Genomic DNA, 17,469 nt, shown 5'->3' with positions numbered 1-17,469 from the left:
AAAATGATCACTTTTTTTGCCTGAAAATCTTATTTGCATTCGGGCAAGTGTGATAGGGATCCCATTAAGCATTTATTAAGATTTATAACTAAATTTAGGTCTATTAGCAGTCTAAAAACCCACAAAAAATCGTGGGTTTAATTACCAAATATCCTTCAATTATTTCGCAACACTAAAACCATATTGAATAAATACTTGTTTCGCATCATCTGATTGCAAATAATCAAAGAATGCTTTTGCTGCTTTGCTATCATGATCTTTTAATAAGGCAACTGGGTATTCCACTTTTGGATAGCTATCTGCTGGAAACACACCAACAACTTTCACTTTTTTACTTTGTTTAGCATCAGTACCATACACTACACCTAAAGGTGCTTCATTACGTTCTACTAACGCTAATGCAGCACGTACATCTTTACCACGAGCTAATTTAGCTTCAATTTTATCCCAGAATCCTAATTTGGTGGTTGCTGCTTTCATATATTGACCAGCCGGCACATGATCAGGATCGCCGACAGAAAGAAAATTATTATCTAATTGCTTAATCCATTCACCTTTTGCAATATCCACTTTATCAATTTTGCTGTCTTGATTTGCAATCATCACTAATTCATTACCAACTAAAATTTTATCGCTACCTGCCACAGTTAAACCTTTTTCTTTCAAATAGTTCATCCATTTAGTATTAGCAGAAACAAAGATATTTGCTGGTGCTCCCTCAGCAATTTGATTTGCTAATGTTGATGAAGACGCAAAAGAAAAGACAATTTCATCATCAGGTACTTTTTTCTTGTAATCATCAGCAACTTGCTGCAAGGCGTTAGTCATTGAGGCTGCGGCAAATACCGTAACTTGTTCTGCGTTTGCCAGGCTTGCAGTTAACGCAACTAATGAGGTAACTAATAACTTTTTAAACATAGGTTTCTCCTATCAAAAATTGATTATGAACTATTAATCTAAGAGAAATCTCTTAATTAATACTTCCGTAAGGCAAAATATTACCTATGGAAACGAATTGTAGGCAATTATCCACTAACAAGCGAGCATATTCTACGAATAATTGATATCCAAATTTGTTATATCTGATTAATAAGCTAATAAGTGGATATGCAAAATATTAAGATAAACTTGTTGATTTACAATAAGTTGCATTTTTTGATAAATTGATTTTTCGATAGGAACAACCACCATCATTGATGCTGAAATCGTTACAGTTACTGCAATATGCGTTGCCATTTCAACAATTCTAGTAATAATTCCTTGACAACAATGAGTAACGCTACTGTCAATCAGTGGCGCTAAAGAAAGAAAAAGATCTTGCTGATTAATGACAATTTTTAGCGTTTCACCTAATAGATAATCTTGATTAAGTGTTACTTGAAAGCGTTGATTAGCCACTTGCACAATGCCGTGCTGACAATTATCTGATTTCTCTATTAATTGACCTTGATAGATCCATTGTATCACTTGATTTTGTTGCCATTCTGCTAATAATCCGTTATTCCATATTGTTTCTAAATCAGCAAATTCTACTAATTTTCCCTCTTCTAATAGAATCACTCGATCCGCTAACATTTTTAATTCTTCTAAACTATGGGTGACGTATAAAATAGGAATTTCGATCTCTTTAACTAAACGTAGCAAATAACGCATCAACTCTTGCTTACGTGGCATATCTAATGCAGATAATGGCTCATCCATTAATAAAATTTGTGGATTAGAAAGTAAGGCTCTCCCTATCGCTACTCGTTGTTTTTCACCGCCTGATAATGTTAATGGATAACGATCTAATAACTGGCTCAATCCTAATAACTCAACAATAGCATCAAACTTACCCTGTTCCTGTTTTGCCATACCATATTGCAGATTTCCTTTTACTCGATAATGAGGAAATAAACGAGCTTCTTGAAAAACATAACCAATATTGCGCTTTTCAATGGGTACATTTATCTGCTTCTCTGTATCCACCAACACCCGATCCACTAAACTAATTCGCCCTTGATCAGGTTTACTTAACCCGCTCACCATATTTAATAAGGAGGACTTCCCTGCACCAGATCGTCCAAAAATCATCGTAATCCCATTAGTAGGAATTTGTAGATCAAGTTCTACTGAAAGGGCAGGAAAATGCTTTTTAACTTGCAAATTAAGCATGACGTTGTCCTAATTTTTTATACATATAACGAGAGAGCCATTCTGATAATAGTAACGACAACAATGACAACATAATTGAGAGTAAACAGAGCTTGAACGCCTGATCTTCAGCACCCGGCGTTTGAATAAAAGAATACATTGCCAATGGAATAGTTTGTGTTTGCCCTACGATATTGGAAACAAACGTAATGGTAGCACCAAATTCCCCTAATGAGCGCGCAAATCCTAACACCATTCCAGCTAATACACCTGGTAAAGCTAATGGTAATGTAATAGTAAAAAAGACTCGATAAGGTGATGCACCGAGTGTTCTCGCCGTTGCTTCTAAATTTGTATCAATGCTTTCTAGAGATAAGCGGATAGAACGTACAACCAATGGAAAGGCTACCACAGCGGACGCTAAAATTGCCCCTCGCCAACTAAATGCAAAAGAGAAACCAAACCAATCATACAGATATTGCCCAATAACGCCCTTACGCCCCATGATTACTAATAATAAATAACCAATCACTACTGGAGGAAGAACAAGGGGAAGATAGATCACACTATTGAGAATCGTTTTGCCGTAAAAGTTTTTACGTGCCAATAGCCAAGCCACAAAAATAGCAAGAGGCAAACTCCAAAGTACCGCACCTAAAGCGACTTCTAAACTCAACCACAAGGCTTTCAATTCTTGCGGGGAAAAAGAGAAATAACGTTGTAATTCTCCCATTATGATTTGCCTCTTAATTTGATTAGTTTCTTAAACCAACACCGCGCTTAATTAATTGATATACAAAGTAATACAACACAATGATAAATAATGATAACACAGCGAAAGTATAATGTAAGGATACATCACTAATCCCTAAGAAACCATAACGAAAACCATTAATCATATACACGATCGGGTTTAATTTTGATACCCATTGCCAAAACTCAGGCAACAATGAAATAGAGTAAAACACCCCGCCAAGATATGTTAATGGCGTCAATACAAAGGTTGGAATAATTGAAGTATCATCAAACGAACGAGCAAACACGGCATTAATTAAACCTCCTAATGCGAATACTGCTGTCGTCATCAATAAGATCCCGACAATCACTAACCAAGAATAGACATCAAAACGCACAAAAAACAGTGAAACTAAAGTCACTAAGAAACCAACAAAAATACCTCGCGCCATTCCACCTGAAATATAGCCTAAAATAATAATATGTGGTGAAGTTGGTGATACCAGTAGCTCTTCCACATTACGGGCAAACTTCGCGCTATAAAATGATGAAGCAACATTAGAAAATGAATTGGTAATTGCTGACATCATAATTAAACCAGGAACAATAAATTGCATATAACTTACGCCGTGCATCTCCCCAATCCGGCTACCAATTAATTGTCCAAAAATAATGAAATATAACATCATAGTGATTGCAGGTGGTACCAGTGTTTGTACCCAAATTCGCATAAAACGTTGGATTTCTTTACGTAAAATCGTTTTATAGGCAACCCATGCTAATGATGACATCTTATTTTCCCTCCTGTATTGCCTTATCTGCATCCGATTTATTTAATGCCATACTGACAAATAGCTCTTCTAAACGATTCGCTTTATTACGCATACTTAATACCGTAATCCCTTGTGCTGTTAATTGATGAAATAAATTATTTAATCCTTGCTCACGGTGTACTTCTACTTCAAGCGTCATCGCATCAACTAGTTTAAAGCGATAATCTTGCAAGCTAATCTCATTTCTAGTTTCTGCTAAATCAAGAATAAAGGTTTCTGTTTCTAACTTCGCTAATAATGCTTTCATCGACGTATTTACCACTAAACGTCCCTGCTGAATAATACCGATATTACGGCATAGCATTTCAGCCTCTTCAAGATAATGCGTCGTTAAAATAATGGTCGTACCTTGTTGATTTAACTCTTGTAAAAATTGCCACATAGTACGGCGTAATTCGATATCTACCCCAGCAGTCGGTTCATCTAAAATTAATAGGCGTGGGTTATGCATTAATGCACGCGCGATCATTAATCGACGTTTCATTCCCCCTGATAAACGCATCGATTTTTGCTGACGCTTATCCCATAAATCTAATTTTTTCAACCAATACTCTGCTCGTTTTAATGCTTCTTGACGTGGTACACCATAATACCCAGCTTGATTAGTCAAAATATCAATTACTTTCTCAAAGTTATTAAAATTAAACTCTTGTGGTACTACCCCAAGTTGTTTTTTTAATTCTGTTAATTGGGTATCCAAGTCATAGCCAAATACTTTTACTTCACCGCTGGTTTTATTGACTAATGAACTGATGATACCAATCGTGGTCGATTTACCCGCACCGTTATGGCCAAGTAACGCATAAAAATCGCCCTCTTTAACGTGTAAATCAATGCCATGTAATGCTTTAAAGCCATTACTATATGATTTTGTTAATTGATTTATTTCTAATGCAAACATAATCACCCTTACTTACATTGTTATTTTTTTTATTAATTTAATTAAAAGGTCATAGGCAGGAAATTTTTTCTCGGTATAATGCAAAACGCCCGACAATATAGCATATCTTCAAGGATAAAAGGTGTAACTAATGAAGAAAATCGAAAAACTATTTGCCAATAATTTTAAATGGGCAACGGAAATGAAAGAGCAACACGCAGATTACTTTGCACATCTTGCAGAACATCAAAAACCAACTTATTTATGGATTGGTTGTTCTGATAGCCGTGTTCCTGCCGAAAAGCTCACTAATTTAGGTCCTGGTGAACTTTTCGTCCATCGGAATGTTGCGAATCAAGTTATTCATACCGATTTAAACTGTCTATCTGTTGTTCAATATGCTGTCGATGTCCTCGATATTGAGCATATTATTATTTGTGGTCATACTAATTGTGGTGGTATTCACGCTGCCATGAATAATGATGATCTTGGCTTAATCAATAACTGGCTCTTACATATTCGTGATATTTGGTTTAAGCACAGTCATTTACTTGGCAAATTACCGCCACAAAAACGTGCGGACGCACTCACACGTATTAATGTTGCTGAACAAGTTTATAATCTTGGCTTATCCTCTATTGTTCGTTCCGCTTGGAACCGAGGAAAAAAGCTCTCTTTGCATGGTTGGGTTTATGATGTCAGCGATGGTTTTTTAATTGATCAAGGTGTAATTGCAACTAGCCGTGAAACCTTAGAAATTACCTATCGCCAAGCTATTGCGAAACTCCTTTTAGAGTATGAAGAGCAACAAGTTACCCCTAACCAAAATGACACAGATTAAATCTTTGTCACATCAAATTCAGCTAAATTAATCTCTGTTGGTCGATGATAAAACTCTGCTAATGCTAAGCGGAGTTTTTCCGCCCTTTTTGGTAAACCTCTGGCGACATAATCACACACTTGTTGATAAACTTTCTGTTTAAATGGACCTGTATCTCCCGGATTACCATTCAAATTATCGGCACTAGCAAAATATCGGAAACCTGCTGCATTAGCCAAAATCCATTCCAACGCTTGAGGTTTCACTTCTACTTTTTCAAATTCTCTTTGTTGATCTTCACTGCGTCCATCAGGTTCATACCAATAACCAAAATCTTCTAATTCTCTACGCGCTTTGCCTGCAACTAGCCAATGTGCAATCTCGTGTAAACCACTACTAAAAAAGCCACGAGCAAAATAAATCGCATGATAAGGACGCTCGCTTGTAGCGGGTAAATAGACAGGTTCATCCCCGCCTTTTTCTAATTTTGTATTATATTCTTCATAAAAACAGCGGTATTATGTAGCAGTTGCACAAAGACCGAAAATTCATCTTAACCGCAGTAAAATTTCTGATACCCTTAGCCCTGAAATCAAGGTTAAGGGTATTTATTTTGTGGGATTTTAACTAATTTCCCTGTTCATTGCACTAAATTTCCCTGCAATAGACGTAACTAATCCGCTCAACCTTGTAAAAGGTAAGCAATTTTCCCTGATGTGAATCTGAATGTTGTTTTGCGATTAAACGCTAGGCGGCAAGTAATTCCTGCTCGTACTTCATCATCTCATTGAGATTCTTGAAGTAGGTTTGGGAAATTTCTTCTGGGCTAAATGCCGTCATTCCAATAAGCTCATCGTTTCGATGATTTCCCTGCCAGTAACCTACCCATTCTCTGAGTGGTAAAACCCATAAGCAACGTTTGAGTATATCGCTGAATAGCTCACCATTGGATTTACGGCGGTTATCCGACATAAAAGCAGCTTGGTTCGCATAATGTAAGGCGTATTTGTTGTCGATTTTATGATGTACGCCACGATGTAAATCACGGAATCTTGCATTGAAGGATTCAGCTAGGTTGTTGTTAATCCCTTGATAACTGTATGCTTCCTGATGATTGACCGACCATCTTGAGTAGTGGAAACCTAAATTTGTATAAGCAGGATTTTCATCACACATAATATCACTTCCAACTTTAACAAACTGGTGATTGAGCGCAAGTATGGTGTTGGCACTTTCACTGTAATCCATTGCAACAATGGTGCGATTTGAACCCCACAAGGTTTCATCGTTTGATGCCCGTTGATTTAAGCTGATAATACAACGTTTTGTCGGTCTGAATTTCGGGTACTTCGTCTTTTTATCACGTTGTTTATGCGTATTTTTGCGAAAATTGGATTTTCTTAGCTTGAAGTTTATCCAAACCCCATCTTCGTGAATTTCGCCTTGTAATGGGCTTAAATCTCGTGTTTTGAATAAGGCTTCACGCAATTTATGGCAAAGTACAAAAGCTGTCGTGTAGTGAATGTTGAGATGGCAGCTCATTGAAATGGCTGAAATGCCTTTTACTTCGCTTACAAAAAGCAAGATTGCCGCCAGCAAATCGACAAAAGAGAGCTTGTGAAACGCAAAAGCCGTATTGGTGGTGAGATAGAAATTCCGTTTGCAATGCTTACAGCACCAACGTTTGCGTGATGCGAGAAAATAGGCTTCGTGGCGAATACCGCAATGCGGACAGCAAACATCTTTGATGTTATTAGAATTTCCCCAACGGTTTACTTTTAAAAGTTGGAAGGCTTCATCTTCGCTTAGGCGAAAAATCTGTTTAAGGGATAAGGTTTTGGATTTGCTTGAGAGTAAATCTTGAGAGTAAATAATGTTGAGCCATAAGTATTCCTTGTGTGTACGACAAGGTACTCAAAGCATTTTGGTAAACACTAGACATAAAAAATCGCCCATCTGAAAATTCAGATCGGCTCAAAGCGTTTATATTGCTCTGAACACCAGTAATACACACCGAATAATTACAAGTCAATCATTAGGTGCAGCGAGATAAACTCGTTTAGTTAAATAGCGATTCAAATGGAATGGCTACTTACACATTGCAGACTAAGCTGCTATCCTATAAATCATAGGATATAAATTAAATATAAAGATGATGTAGGTTAAATATAAAAATACATTCAAAGCAGGTGGAATGTAAGGGAAAACGGCGATGAAGTCAATAAAAGAGAGTGATGTAAAGACAAAAGGCTACTTGTTACAGTAGCCTTATAAAGAACAAAATTTTCAAAATCTTCAAAACACTCGATTAAGAAGATGGTTTACAGCGTTACTGTAAATTCTGTGCAGGAATCGCAGGATAAGGATTCCCTGAAACCTTTGGACTGTACGGATATTGCGTATCGTAGAGCGGTGCTGGACCGATTGGACCTGCGACTTTTTCGCTTGTGCCTGCATTAAGCTCTGTACCTTCTGCTTTTACCACTACACAGCTCTATTTAGATAAACTCGAACAAATAACGCAAATTTTGGATATTGATATTGTTGAGCTTATCCAATCAGGCGAAAAGAATATTTGCTTCCAAATTTAATTACCGCAAGGTGCGGTGTATCAAGATATTGGCGAAGCTCCATTATTGATTGAGATTGAACGATTGAAATCAGCTCTTTATCATGCATCCGAAAGGAAGTTTTGTTAAATAAGCTATTTAAACGAAAAGATAGTGAAATTAAGGCTTTGAAAGATTTAGTTAAAATGTTTATGACTGGATGAGCGGCATAGAAATGTCAGCAGAGGCACTACTTGAGGAAAGTACGCTATCGGGTTTGTAGTTTGAATTATTAATATTTAGGAGAACCCATGATTTCTTATTGCGTCAAAGGGGGATATGCGATAGACTACTCGCAAGGATTTTGTCATTAAGCTACTGATTTTTCAGTTAGGGCATTCTAAATAAACACTATATTGTTTGAATTTTAACCTGGTAATAAATTCATTATGTTAATAAACTTTTCTGTATCCAATCATTTATCTTTTAGCTCTAAACAATCACTTAACATGTTGAAGTCAAATTTTTTTGGCAATTTAATTTATAAAGAAAATTTATTAACATCGTCTTTAATATTTGGTGCAAATGCTTCGGGGAAATCTAATTTTATCGGTTCTTTAGCTCTATTAAAGAAAATTGTTTTGAAATCAACAAATGAATTAAGTAAGAATTATTTAGAAGAGATTGTTCCTTTTTTATTTAACAAAGTTGAAAATAGACCATCTACATTTGAAATATCTATACTCAGTCAAGAAATATATACTTATTCACTATCATTTTTAGATAACAAAATTATTTCTGAGGAACTTTGTATATATCCTGAACAGGATATTAGTAAAAAGAATATTTTATTTACAAGAAATAATAATGTTCTAAGTTATGTTTCTGACCTTTTTTCTGAATCAACAAATTATTTTAATCAGGAAACGAAAGAAATTATAAATTCTGATAACATCCAAAATATCCCTATTGTATCCATAATTGCAGGGGTTGGTGGAAAACACTCTAAGAATATAATAAATTGGTTTAACAAATTACATATTATTTCTGGCTTATTAGATGATGGGCTTCTTAATTTTAGTTTAAATTTATTTGAAAAAGATCCAGAGTTTTATAATTGGGCTTCAAAATTCTTACCAAGCGTTCAGATAGACAAAATAGATTTTAAGGATGATGTTTTGTCATTATTTGAAAATATGGATCCTAAAGAATTAAAACTAACGTTGAACAAAGTCAAAAATAAACAGAGAGTGCAAAACAAAGAAAAAGAATTTATAGAGAAATTTATCGATCTTATTCAAATGACGACAGAAATAAAAGATAAGAAAATCAATGCAAAAAAAGTTAATATTATAAAGAATATTAATGGAAAGTCATATGAATTGCCTTTTAGGTTGGAATCAGAAGGAACAAAAAAACTTATTGCATTGCTAGGTCCAATATATGATTCTATTCAGAATAAGCATATTTTAGTTTGTGATGAAATTGACTCAAAATTTCATACCCTTTTGATGAAATATATATTTAAGATCTTTAACGAAGATAACAAAGAATGTCAATTAATTGCGTCGGCTCAAGATACTAACTTAATTGATAAAAATATTTTTAATGAAGATCAAATTTGGTTTATTAATAAAAATGAATTTGGCGAAAGTGGAATATATTCTTTAGTGGAGTTTAAGGCGTTAGCAAATACAGATTATGCATCAAATTATCTTAAAGGTGCCTATAATGCGATTCCACTTTTTGAAAATAAAGATATTATTGAGAACTTGCTAAAATAAAATGTCAATAAAACCAAGAAAACAAAATCATTTAGAACCTAATCCGACTAATTTGGATAACCTTTTAATAAGTTGGAAGTATTATCAAGGTAAGAAAGATAAAGTGGGGCAATCTCTTTCAGACTGGGAAAATGAGAATGATGGTAAGCATTTAAGAACCTTTTTGGATAAGATTGATTATATACAAAAGACTTCTTATCTAGAATTACTAAAAAGTGGAATTATTTCTTTATATGGGAAATTTCCATCACCTGAGGTAACGGATTTTTCGTGTCCTTCTGATTTAAATGAAAGTAGTAATTGGGGAACAATACAAAAACTTCATCAGCATTCTAGGGTAGCTGGTTTTTTATCTGATGGTTTTTTCTATGTTGTTTTTTTAGATAAAGATCATAGATTTTACAAATCAGGTTGTTTTCATAAAAAAAAGAAGGGGTAGTTTGGCTTGTCTCTACTAAAGGACTATCTCTAAAATATGGCTTAGTAGGTAAAGTTTTTGGTAATATCCACTATGCTGATTTATCTAGCACGAAAAGAATGCATAGTAGGCAAAAAGGTTGATTTTTTATTTTCAAATAATAATTACCAACTCTTTTTATTTAAAAAATCCTGTATAAACAAGAACTTATCTTTTCTTGTTAAATGGCTATGTGGGCGTAATTTGTCTTTCAGTTCTTTAAATAGCTCCTCTATTCGATTTATTGTCTTTTCAATATTTAGGTCAGGATACTTTTCGTAAGTAAAAATATATTCAAAATAACATGTAATACTGGTTGTTGCACTTCTTACATTTCGGTGTTTATAAGGATATTTTCCTTTCTCATTGGGTTTATCTGAACATTCATTTAAAAATGCTTTATGTTTTATTTTCCATGATATATTTTTAATATAGAATTCATTTTTTGAGGTCGTTTTCAAAGTTTTTGCGATGGTTTTTAATTCCCTTCCTGCGTGAGATTGATGCTTTTTTCTTAATGCTCGCATCACAATCGCCACTAAATGAAATTGACACATCTGTGTCGGCGTATTCAATAAATCCTTTAATAATCCTCGGCGACCATCACAAGTAATTGATTGAATTACATAGCCTTTTTCTCTTAAACGATTGAGTGCTTTCTTATAGTAAATATCTTTTTCCGTCTTCACAATTTGGTGGTAAATCACTTTTGTTGAATAGCTATCCATAAATACCATTATGCCAAAATCACGATGAAAAAAGGTCGTATCAATAATAAGGTTTAGATATTTATTTTTAGGAGAATTTAAAAGCGATTTAGGGGCTTTTTCTAAATGTCTTTGAATAGTTCTAATGGAGCAATGATATTTATCCGCTAACTGCTGGTATGTTTGTTTTCCTACTGAATAATCAAGCCAAATTTGGGTAGGATTAAGTTTAGATTTTAAGGTAAATACTTTATTACAAGCCAAACATTTATAACGTTGAAGCTTATTTTTAAAGCCATACTTTTGTGTTTTGGATGATTGGCACAAAGGACACGTTTTTATTCATATTTGAAAAGGATGGGTTAAAGCCTTGTACTATAAGGTTTTAACTCAATTTTTACCAACCTTTTTTCTATTATGCCAACAAAAAGACAGTGAAATCAAGGCTCTTAAAGATTTACTCCGTTTTGTTACTCCAGAAGCCTAAACGATTTTCCTAGCTTGATAGCGAGTAAATAAAATACTCGCTATTTTTGAAATACCTGTTCAGAAGAAATGGCGTTCACACTTAGCAAAATAGCCTTTTCTCCCATCTCATTACATTTCTGATATTGAGTTAATAGATGTTCTTCATCTCTCGTTAAAGTGCGAACTTGCTCTGTGACATCAACAAACATTGAGCCATTACCAGTAAGCAACCAGTTTAAGTTTACATTTGCCTTTATACAAATAGCTGTCATTCCTTCCTTCTCTATCACTGCTTAAATAGCCTTGAGCTGTACGGTAGGGCAATTCAGTGATAGCAGAAAAATCTTTCAACTTCCAACCTTGATATTCGCAAACGAGCTTTAAACGTTCAAATATACGCATTATGGCAACCTTATTGACTTTATACGCAAAAGCGTGTATATCTAATCTAGTTTTAGAAATTATACCTTTTTGCGACTTTATCTACCACTCATTTATAAGGTTAATCAAATGGCTTTCCACTTCCTTCTTACCAGCAAAGCCCGCACGCTTTCGCCCATCAAGATAGCTCGTCTATCTGATGCACAAGCGTTTTCGATGCTTTGTGAAATCCGTTAGGGAAGTGAGAAAAATGTGGTCTGTCCGAAATGTGGTGTACAATATCACGCCTATTTTATTTCTACTCGCAAGCAATGGCGGTGTAAACATTGTAAGCATACTTTCAGCGTGACATCAGGCACGATTTTTGCCAATCATAAGCTACCGATTCAGACTTACTTATTCGCCATTGCGTTATTTGTTAATGCGGTAAAAGGCATTTCAACCAACCAATTATCACGAGATGTGAATATCAATTATCGCACAGCGTTTGTGTTGTCGCATAAAATCCGTAAGGCCTTGCTTGAAACACGGGATTTACAATCTTTATCAGGCGAAATTGATATGGACGGTACTTATGTTCACCCAGCCCCACGCAAAGCGAACAAGAAATCAGACCGCTTGGATTATCGTTTAAAAGAGAATCAAAGCCCCAATAAACGATGTGTAATGGTAGCTCGTGAGCATTATTCTATGATTGAGAAAGAAACAGATAAACTCAATCGTGGGGCAAAACGCTCACATGTTTTTATTACCTATGCTGAAAATCCGTCTGTCGTAAATCGTTTTGCTAATGCCTATATTGAGAAAAAGAGCCGAATCAATACAGACGAAAGTAATGCTTATAGCGATTTAATGCTAGATTATGATTTATGCACGGTAAACCATAAAGATGAATATCGGAGTGATTTAGGTATAACCAACAATCAAGCAGAAAGCCTATTTAGTCGATTTAAACATATATTACGGGCAAGTGCATAAAATGAGTAATACTTACTTACTCAACTATGCAAACGAAATAGCCTACCGTGAAGATAACCGCCGCAAATCAAATGGTTGGCAATTTAATGATATTCTCGGTAAATGCCTAAATACCACCAACAATAACAATGAATGGTGCGATTATTGGCAACGAAAAATTGTTCATCAAGAAGTGATTTGGCAGTAAATTATGGCATATAACATTGATAAAAAACTAAAAGAACTTCAATTTGAACGTAAACAAGTATTGCAACATTTAATGCAACTTGATGAAAGTATTAGAACTTTAAAGCAAGCAATTCGTTTATTACAAGAAGAACGTGATATTATTGAACACAATACCTCTACTTTTACTTATCGCCGTAAGTATAAGTTATTTAAAGGTAAAATCCGTAAATATATCGTACAGATTATGCGAGAAACGCCTTATAAAAGTTTCACTATCGCAGAGATTACTCGATGTATTTTCGATATTGAAGAAAACACTGATAAACCATCAGATAAACATTTGGACTCAGTCCGTAAACAACTTAATGAGTTTCATAAAAGGGGTTGGGTTACAAGAACTGAATTAAAACGAGGTGAAGTTTATTGGCAGTGGAAAATCTAATCAAATTATCTAATATTAAGTATAATTGATGTCAAAATAAGGTTTACGAATAATAACCACATTATATTGATTTAGGAAATATTTTTATGTTGATGATTCCACCAACACACCCCAATTATTATGTCAGTAGTATCGTGGCATTAAATATACATAGTCCACAAGGTACTGGGGATTGGCATAGTGCTGCGGCATTAAATGATGATGCTTATCCGCAAGATTTTTATATCTATGGTACTCAGCAAAAGCATAATACGCACCACCTACTTGGAAATTTAGGTATTATTGATGGCACATCTCGCTTAAATGCAATGGGGTATTACCCAGAAAATAGTCCTGTATGGCTTGCGGATCACCCCAGAGCCTGCGTGGACTATCTTTATACCGCGGTACTACAAACAGGTTCAATAGGGCGCGTAATTTTAGATGATTGGTTTCCAAATGAAGAAGATAAACAATCAGTTTATAAATTATTAAATCAAATAGAACCACTTTTAACACCACAGGAAAGGGAAAATTTACAATTATGGAAACGCAAAAACCCGATAGCATAATGCTTACAGAGCGTGATAGAAATCACGAAAAATTGATGGTAAATATTTTAAAGAATCTCTCTGATACACCGCTTGTATTAAAAGGTGGTACAGCTCTTTATCTTGGTTACGGTTTAAATCGCTTCTCGGAAGATTTAGATTTTGATTCATCAAAGAAATTAAATTTACTCAATAAAATCAAAACATCTGCACCGCACGGCATTATTATTGATGATATTAATGTTAAGAAAGATACCGATACGGTAAGCCGCTATATGATAAATTATCATATTCGTGATACAGGTATAAGAGATTCTCTCAAAATGGAAATTTCTTATCGCACACCAACACCTGACGAACAAATTACCATTAAAGATGGTATTCGTTTTTCATCTGTTGATAGAATCATAGATAATAAACTTAAAGCAGCTTATGATGGCGATAATACTCGTACAAAAGGGCGTGATTTATTTGATCTACATTTTATTGCGAAAAATTATGCCGAATACTTCACAATGAATTTAAGCGAACGATTACAAGGGTTCGCTCAAGATCCTGATAAATTAGTGAGTTTATACCGTGAAGATATTGAAGCAGATCCATTACTCAATAAGATTATGGACGTTGAGCAAGTTGCTCTTGAACTTAATAAAATAGCAAATGAGATTTATCTAACTAAACAAATGGAAAATCACCCCGCGATGCAAATGATAAAGCCTAATCACACAAAGGATTTTAGTGATTTGCTTGCAGTAGCAACAAATAATAAAAAAGAAGAAAATAAATCAGAACTATCATCTACTTTGAAATTTAAATTTTAAGTTAATAAAATAGCGGTGAAATACCGCTATTTTTCACGAATAAGAGAACAATGGTCTCAACCGCCAATGAATCCTCCTGCGTTATACTAGCCTTTTCTTCAACAACCGTAGCAAAATACGCTTTGTCGCCTGATAATACACATCACCCACATCAACAAACTGCCATTGCCCTTGCAATTCAAGCACTCGCTCTGCAATTTCACCGCAACTTAACCAATCATTATATTCTCTTAATACTTTTGCGATTAAGGTCATCGTAATCAATGAAGGGGATTTAGGCTCTTTAGGCATAAAGGATAATGTTGGCTCATTGATTTCCTGCGTTAAAGCGTTCTGTTGCTGGGTTAAGATTTCTTGTTTTTCCCTTAATAGTAATAATCGCTCAATTAGCTCTTGCTTGGATAACTTTTGTGCCATAATAGAAAATCCCTATTGAATCAAATTTCAATAGGGATTTTAATGTTTTCAATCGGTTAAATCTTTGTGCAACTGCTACATAATACCGAAAAACAGCGATTAAAAATCGCCATAAGATCTTCTATTCTATGTTCCATACTGCTTTGTTTAATTCATCTATCTAATTACTACAATGAGTTTATCTTTTTTAGATTTTTATAATATTGGCGTAGCTGATTTTATACCCTAAATAATTAATGCCTTAATTAAAATAATTAAGGCATTAACCCATCATAACCACTTAACTGATTATTTTAAATTTTGTAGCGCTTCAATACGTTTTTCTAATGGTGGGTGGCTCATAAATAAACTTGCCAAACCGCTTCTTTTACCATTAATTGCAAACGCTGCTAATTGTCCTGTTAATTCTTCAGGTTCATGAATTGCTTGTAAACGGCGTAATGCAGCAATCATTTTTTGTTTACCCACTAAATGAGCTGAACCTGCATCCGCGTGGAATTCACGATAACGTGAGAACCACATCGCAATCATACTTGCAAGGAAACCAAATACGACTTCTAATACCATAGATACGAGGAAGTAAATACCTGAATTTGAACTACTTTCTTCATCACTACTACGGCTTTGTGCTGCTACGCTCGCAATGAGACGCGATAAGAAAATGACAAAGGTATTTAACACACCTTGTAACAAAGTCATAGTTACCATATCACCATTGGCAATATGGCTAACTTCGTGAGCTAATACAGCTTCCGCTTCATCACGTGTCATACTATTTAATAGTCCGGTACTTACCGCAACTAATGAATTATTTTTACTCGCGCCTGTTGCAAACGCATTCACATCAGCAGAATGATAAATTGCCACTTCTGGCATCGGTAAACCTAATTTTTCGGTTTGTTGTTTAACCGTATTAACTAACCAACGTTCTATTTCATTTTGTGGATTAGTAATCACCTCAGCACCCACAGAACGTTTTGCCATTGTTTTCGATAGAAAGAGTGAAATGAGTGAACCACTAAAACCAAACAACGCAGCAAAAATCAATAATCCCATTGCATCTTGAGAACGAATTCCCGTCAGCGTCAAAATAATATTAAACACAAACAATACCGCCATGTTTGTGATTAGAAACAGTATAATCCTCATCATTTTTTACATTCTCCCTCTAGTAATGATGTCATCAAAAACGGTCTTTTATATCGTACTTATTAAATAAATTTCAAGGGGTTATTAAAGAATAATTTTTCTTTTATTCCCATAGGCTCATTTGTTGATATTGCTGTCTTTCTGGTAAATATAAATGTAAGCCAATCAAACGCACTTTTCGTCCTCGACTCCGTTGCTAAGCGATCTCTAATAATTGCCAAAAATACGCTAAGTTACACAATAATCCTGTTTTTTCTACTGTTGTCGTTTGAAAATCAACAAACTTTAACTTAATACCTAATTTAAATGTTTGTGTTTCAAAATTTAACGAATATTTTTGTAAGCGCTGTAATAGCTGTTGGTAGAGTTTCTCCATAATTTGACGGCTTTGTGGTGGTGTCGCTAAATCTGTTAATAAGGTTTCTTCTACACCAACTGATTTTCTTTCTCGATATGGCTGGACTTGTCGCTCATCAATAGCGTGGCTAAATTGCCAAATGCGTTCTCCCATTTTACCAAGTTGATCATTTAAAATATGGTGCGGAAATTGTTGCACATCACCACAGGTTTCTAATCCCATTGCTGTAAGCCTACTTGCTACTACTTTTCCCACACCAGGAATTTTGCGTAATGGTAAGTGATAAACAAATTCAGCTACTTTTTCTGGTGAAATCACAAATTGTCCATTCGGCTTATTCTGCTCTGAGGCAATTTTGGCTAAAAACTTTAATGTAGCAACGCCTGCTGAAGCTGTTAAATGTAATTCTTGCCAAATATCACGCCGAATAGCTTCTGCAATCCATGTTGCCGATCCAGAACATTGTGTAGATTCCGTTACATCAAGATAAGCTTCATCTAATGATAAAGGTTCAATAATTTCAGTATAACGCCGAAAAATTTGATGAATTTGTTGTGATACCTCTTTATAAAACTTCATATTCACAGGAAGTAATACCAAATGCGGGCAACGTTTCAATGCTTGTGCCGTAGCCATAGCACTGTGTAATCCATATTGACGAGCAATATAGTTGCAGGTTGCTAATACGCCTCGTTGTTGTGGCGTTCCTCCTACAGCCACAGGTTTATCCGCTAAAGATGGATTCTCTCTAATCTCTATCGCAGCATAGAAACAATCCATATCAATATGAATAATTTTTCGCTGAGTCATTGTTTTCCAGTAATTGGATATTGAATAGCTGATAGTTTAATAAAATACT

General features: G+C 34.8%; 17 protein-coding genes and 3 pseudogenes. 7 read left to right on the top strand and 13 right to left on the bottom strand.

The genetic code is table 11. From position 1 onward, the window contains the following. Window positions 1–159: 159 nt before the first annotated feature. The 5 genes from modA to QV06_RS07895 form a co-directional block, all read right to left on the bottom strand. Complete coding sequence (gene modA / locus QV06_RS07915) at window positions 160–918, bottom strand: molybdate ABC transporter substrate-binding protein (RefSeq protein WP_065237666.1); 759 nt, start codon at window positions 916–918, stop codon at window positions 160–162. Between the two features lie 168 nt (window positions 919–1,086). Then, the gene (gene modC, locus QV06_RS07910; protein WP_065237665.1) at window positions 1,087–2,154 is read right to left on the bottom strand and encodes a molybdenum ABC transporter ATP-binding protein; all 1,068 of its coding nucleotides are present in this window, start codon (window positions 2,152–2,154) and stop codon (window positions 1,087–1,089) included. Then, window positions 2,147–2,866, bottom strand: a complete 720-nt coding sequence (gene modB / locus QV06_RS07905; RefSeq protein WP_065237664.1) for a molybdate ABC transporter permease subunit — start codon at window positions 2,864–2,866, stop codon at window positions 2,147–2,149. The genes modC and modB overlap by 8 nt, the downstream gene beginning before the upstream one ends. A 22-nt stretch (window positions 2,867–2,888) precedes the next feature. Then, on the bottom strand, window positions 2,889–3,659 hold the full coding sequence (locus QV06_RS07900; protein ID WP_065237663.1) for an ABC transporter permease: 771 nt from the start codon (window positions 3,657–3,659) through the stop codon (window positions 2,889–2,891). 1 nt (window position 3,660) lies between these two features. Beyond that, a complete protein-coding gene (locus QV06_RS07895; RefSeq protein ID WP_065237662.1) occupies window positions 3,661–4,602 on the bottom strand; it encodes an ABC transporter ATP-binding protein in 942 nt (313 codons plus the stop codon). 130 nt (window positions 4,603–4,732) lie between these two features. Here QV06_RS07895 and can point away from each other — a divergent pair, with 130 nt between their 5' ends. Next, entirely contained in the window at window positions 4,733–5,422 is a 690-nt protein-coding gene (can, locus tag QV06_RS07890; protein WP_065237661.1) for a carbonate dehydratase, read from the top strand. On the opposite strand, the pseudogene QV06_RS07885 reads toward can, so the two are convergent. The 3 genes and pseudogenes from QV06_RS07885 to QV06_RS11535 form a co-directional block, all read right to left on the bottom strand. Further along, window positions 5,419–5,916, bottom strand: a pseudogene (locus QV06_RS07885) (elongation factor P hydroxylase); the annotation flags it as partial. The gene can and the pseudogene QV06_RS07885 overlap by 4 nt on opposite strands. Before the next feature lie 232 nt (window positions 5,917–6,148). Further along, window positions 6,149–7,273, bottom strand: coding sequence for an IS1595 family transposase (locus QV06_RS07880; RefSeq protein WP_065237659.1), 1,125 nt, complete (start codon window positions 7,271–7,273; stop codon window positions 6,149–6,151). A gap of 457 nt (window positions 7,274–7,730) precedes the next feature. Next, the gene (locus QV06_RS11535) at window positions 7,731–7,886 is read right to left on the bottom strand and encodes a hypothetical protein (RefSeq protein ID WP_209435889.1); all 156 of its coding nucleotides are present in this window, start codon (window positions 7,884–7,886) and stop codon (window positions 7,731–7,733) included. Window positions 7,887–8,459: 573 nt separating this feature from the next. Here QV06_RS11535 and QV06_RS07875 point away from each other — a divergent pair. Further along, a complete protein-coding gene (locus QV06_RS07875; RefSeq protein WP_065237658.1) occupies window positions 8,460–9,734 on the top strand; it encodes an AAA family ATPase in 1,275 nt (424 codons plus the stop codon). Between the two features lies 1 nt (window position 9,735). Further along, window positions 9,736–10,173 (top strand): hypothetical protein, encoded by a 438-nt coding sequence (locus QV06_RS07870; protein ID WP_065237657.1) that lies wholly within the window; start codon window positions 9,736–9,738, stop codon window positions 10,171–10,173. Between the two features lie 143 nt (window positions 10,174–10,316). Here the strand turns inward: QV06_RS07870 and QV06_RS07865 are convergent, their stop codons facing one another. Continuing rightward, entirely contained in the window at window positions 10,317–11,225 is a 909-nt protein-coding gene (locus tag QV06_RS07865) for an IS256 family transposase, variant Zn-binding type (RefSeq protein WP_245174269.1), read from the bottom strand. Window positions 11,226–11,425: 200 nt separating this feature from the next. Next, window positions 11,426–11,638: an XRE family transcriptional regulator gene (locus QV06_RS12000; protein WP_245174268.1), complete on the bottom strand. Its 213-nt coding sequence runs from the start codon at window positions 11,636–11,638 to the stop codon at window positions 11,426–11,428. 238 nt (window positions 11,639–11,876) lie between these two features. On the opposite strand from QV06_RS12000, the pseudogene QV06_RS11525 reads away from it, so the two are divergent. From QV06_RS11525 to QV06_RS07840, 4 genes and pseudogenes are all read left to right on the top strand, one after another. After that, window positions 11,877–12,912: pseudogene (locus QV06_RS11525) on the top strand (IS1595 family transposase). 3 nt (window positions 12,913–12,915) lie between these two features. Beyond that, window positions 12,916–13,335: a hypothetical protein gene (locus QV06_RS07850; protein ID WP_065237656.1), complete on the top strand. Its 420-nt coding sequence runs from the start codon at window positions 12,916–12,918 to the stop codon at window positions 13,333–13,335. An 86-nt stretch (window positions 13,336–13,421) separates the two neighbouring features. Then, entirely contained in the window at window positions 13,422–13,886 is a 465-nt protein-coding gene (locus QV06_RS07845; protein ID WP_065237655.1) for a hypothetical protein, read from the top strand. Continuing rightward, the gene (locus QV06_RS07840; protein WP_065237654.1) at window positions 13,859–14,686 is read left to right on the top strand and encodes a nucleotidyl transferase AbiEii/AbiGii toxin family protein; all 828 of its coding nucleotides are present in this window, start codon (window positions 13,859–13,861) and stop codon (window positions 14,684–14,686) included. Before QV06_RS07845 ends, QV06_RS07840 begins: the two co-directional genes overlap by 28 nt. Window positions 14,687–14,767: 81 nt before the next feature. Here the strand turns inward: QV06_RS07840 and QV06_RS07835 are convergent, their stop codons facing one another. The 3 genes and pseudogenes from QV06_RS07835 to dinB form a co-directional block, all read right to left on the bottom strand. Beyond that, window positions 14,768–15,103 (bottom strand): hypothetical protein, encoded by a 336-nt coding sequence (locus QV06_RS07835; RefSeq protein ID WP_065237653.1) that lies wholly within the window; start codon window positions 15,101–15,103, stop codon window positions 14,768–14,770. 288 nt (window positions 15,104–15,391) lie between these two features. Further along, window positions 15,392–16,255 carry a protease HtpX gene (gene htpX / locus QV06_RS07830; protein ID WP_065237652.1) on the bottom strand — a complete coding sequence of 288 codons (864 nt, stop codon included), beginning with the start codon at window positions 16,253–16,255 and terminating at the stop codon, window positions 15,392–15,394. 100 nt (window positions 16,256–16,355) lie between these two features. After that, window positions 16,356–17,420: pseudogene (dinB, locus tag QV06_RS07825) on the bottom strand (DNA polymerase IV). Window positions 17,421–17,469: the final 49 nt, after the last annotated feature.

Origin of the sequence: Gallibacterium genomosp. 3 (genome assembly GCF_001678475.1) — a bacterium.
Classification (GTDB): domain Bacteria; phylum Pseudomonadota; class Gammaproteobacteria; order Enterobacterales; family Pasteurellaceae; genus Gallibacterium; species Gallibacterium faecale.
This window is presented reverse-complemented; position numbering and strand designations above follow the sequence as displayed.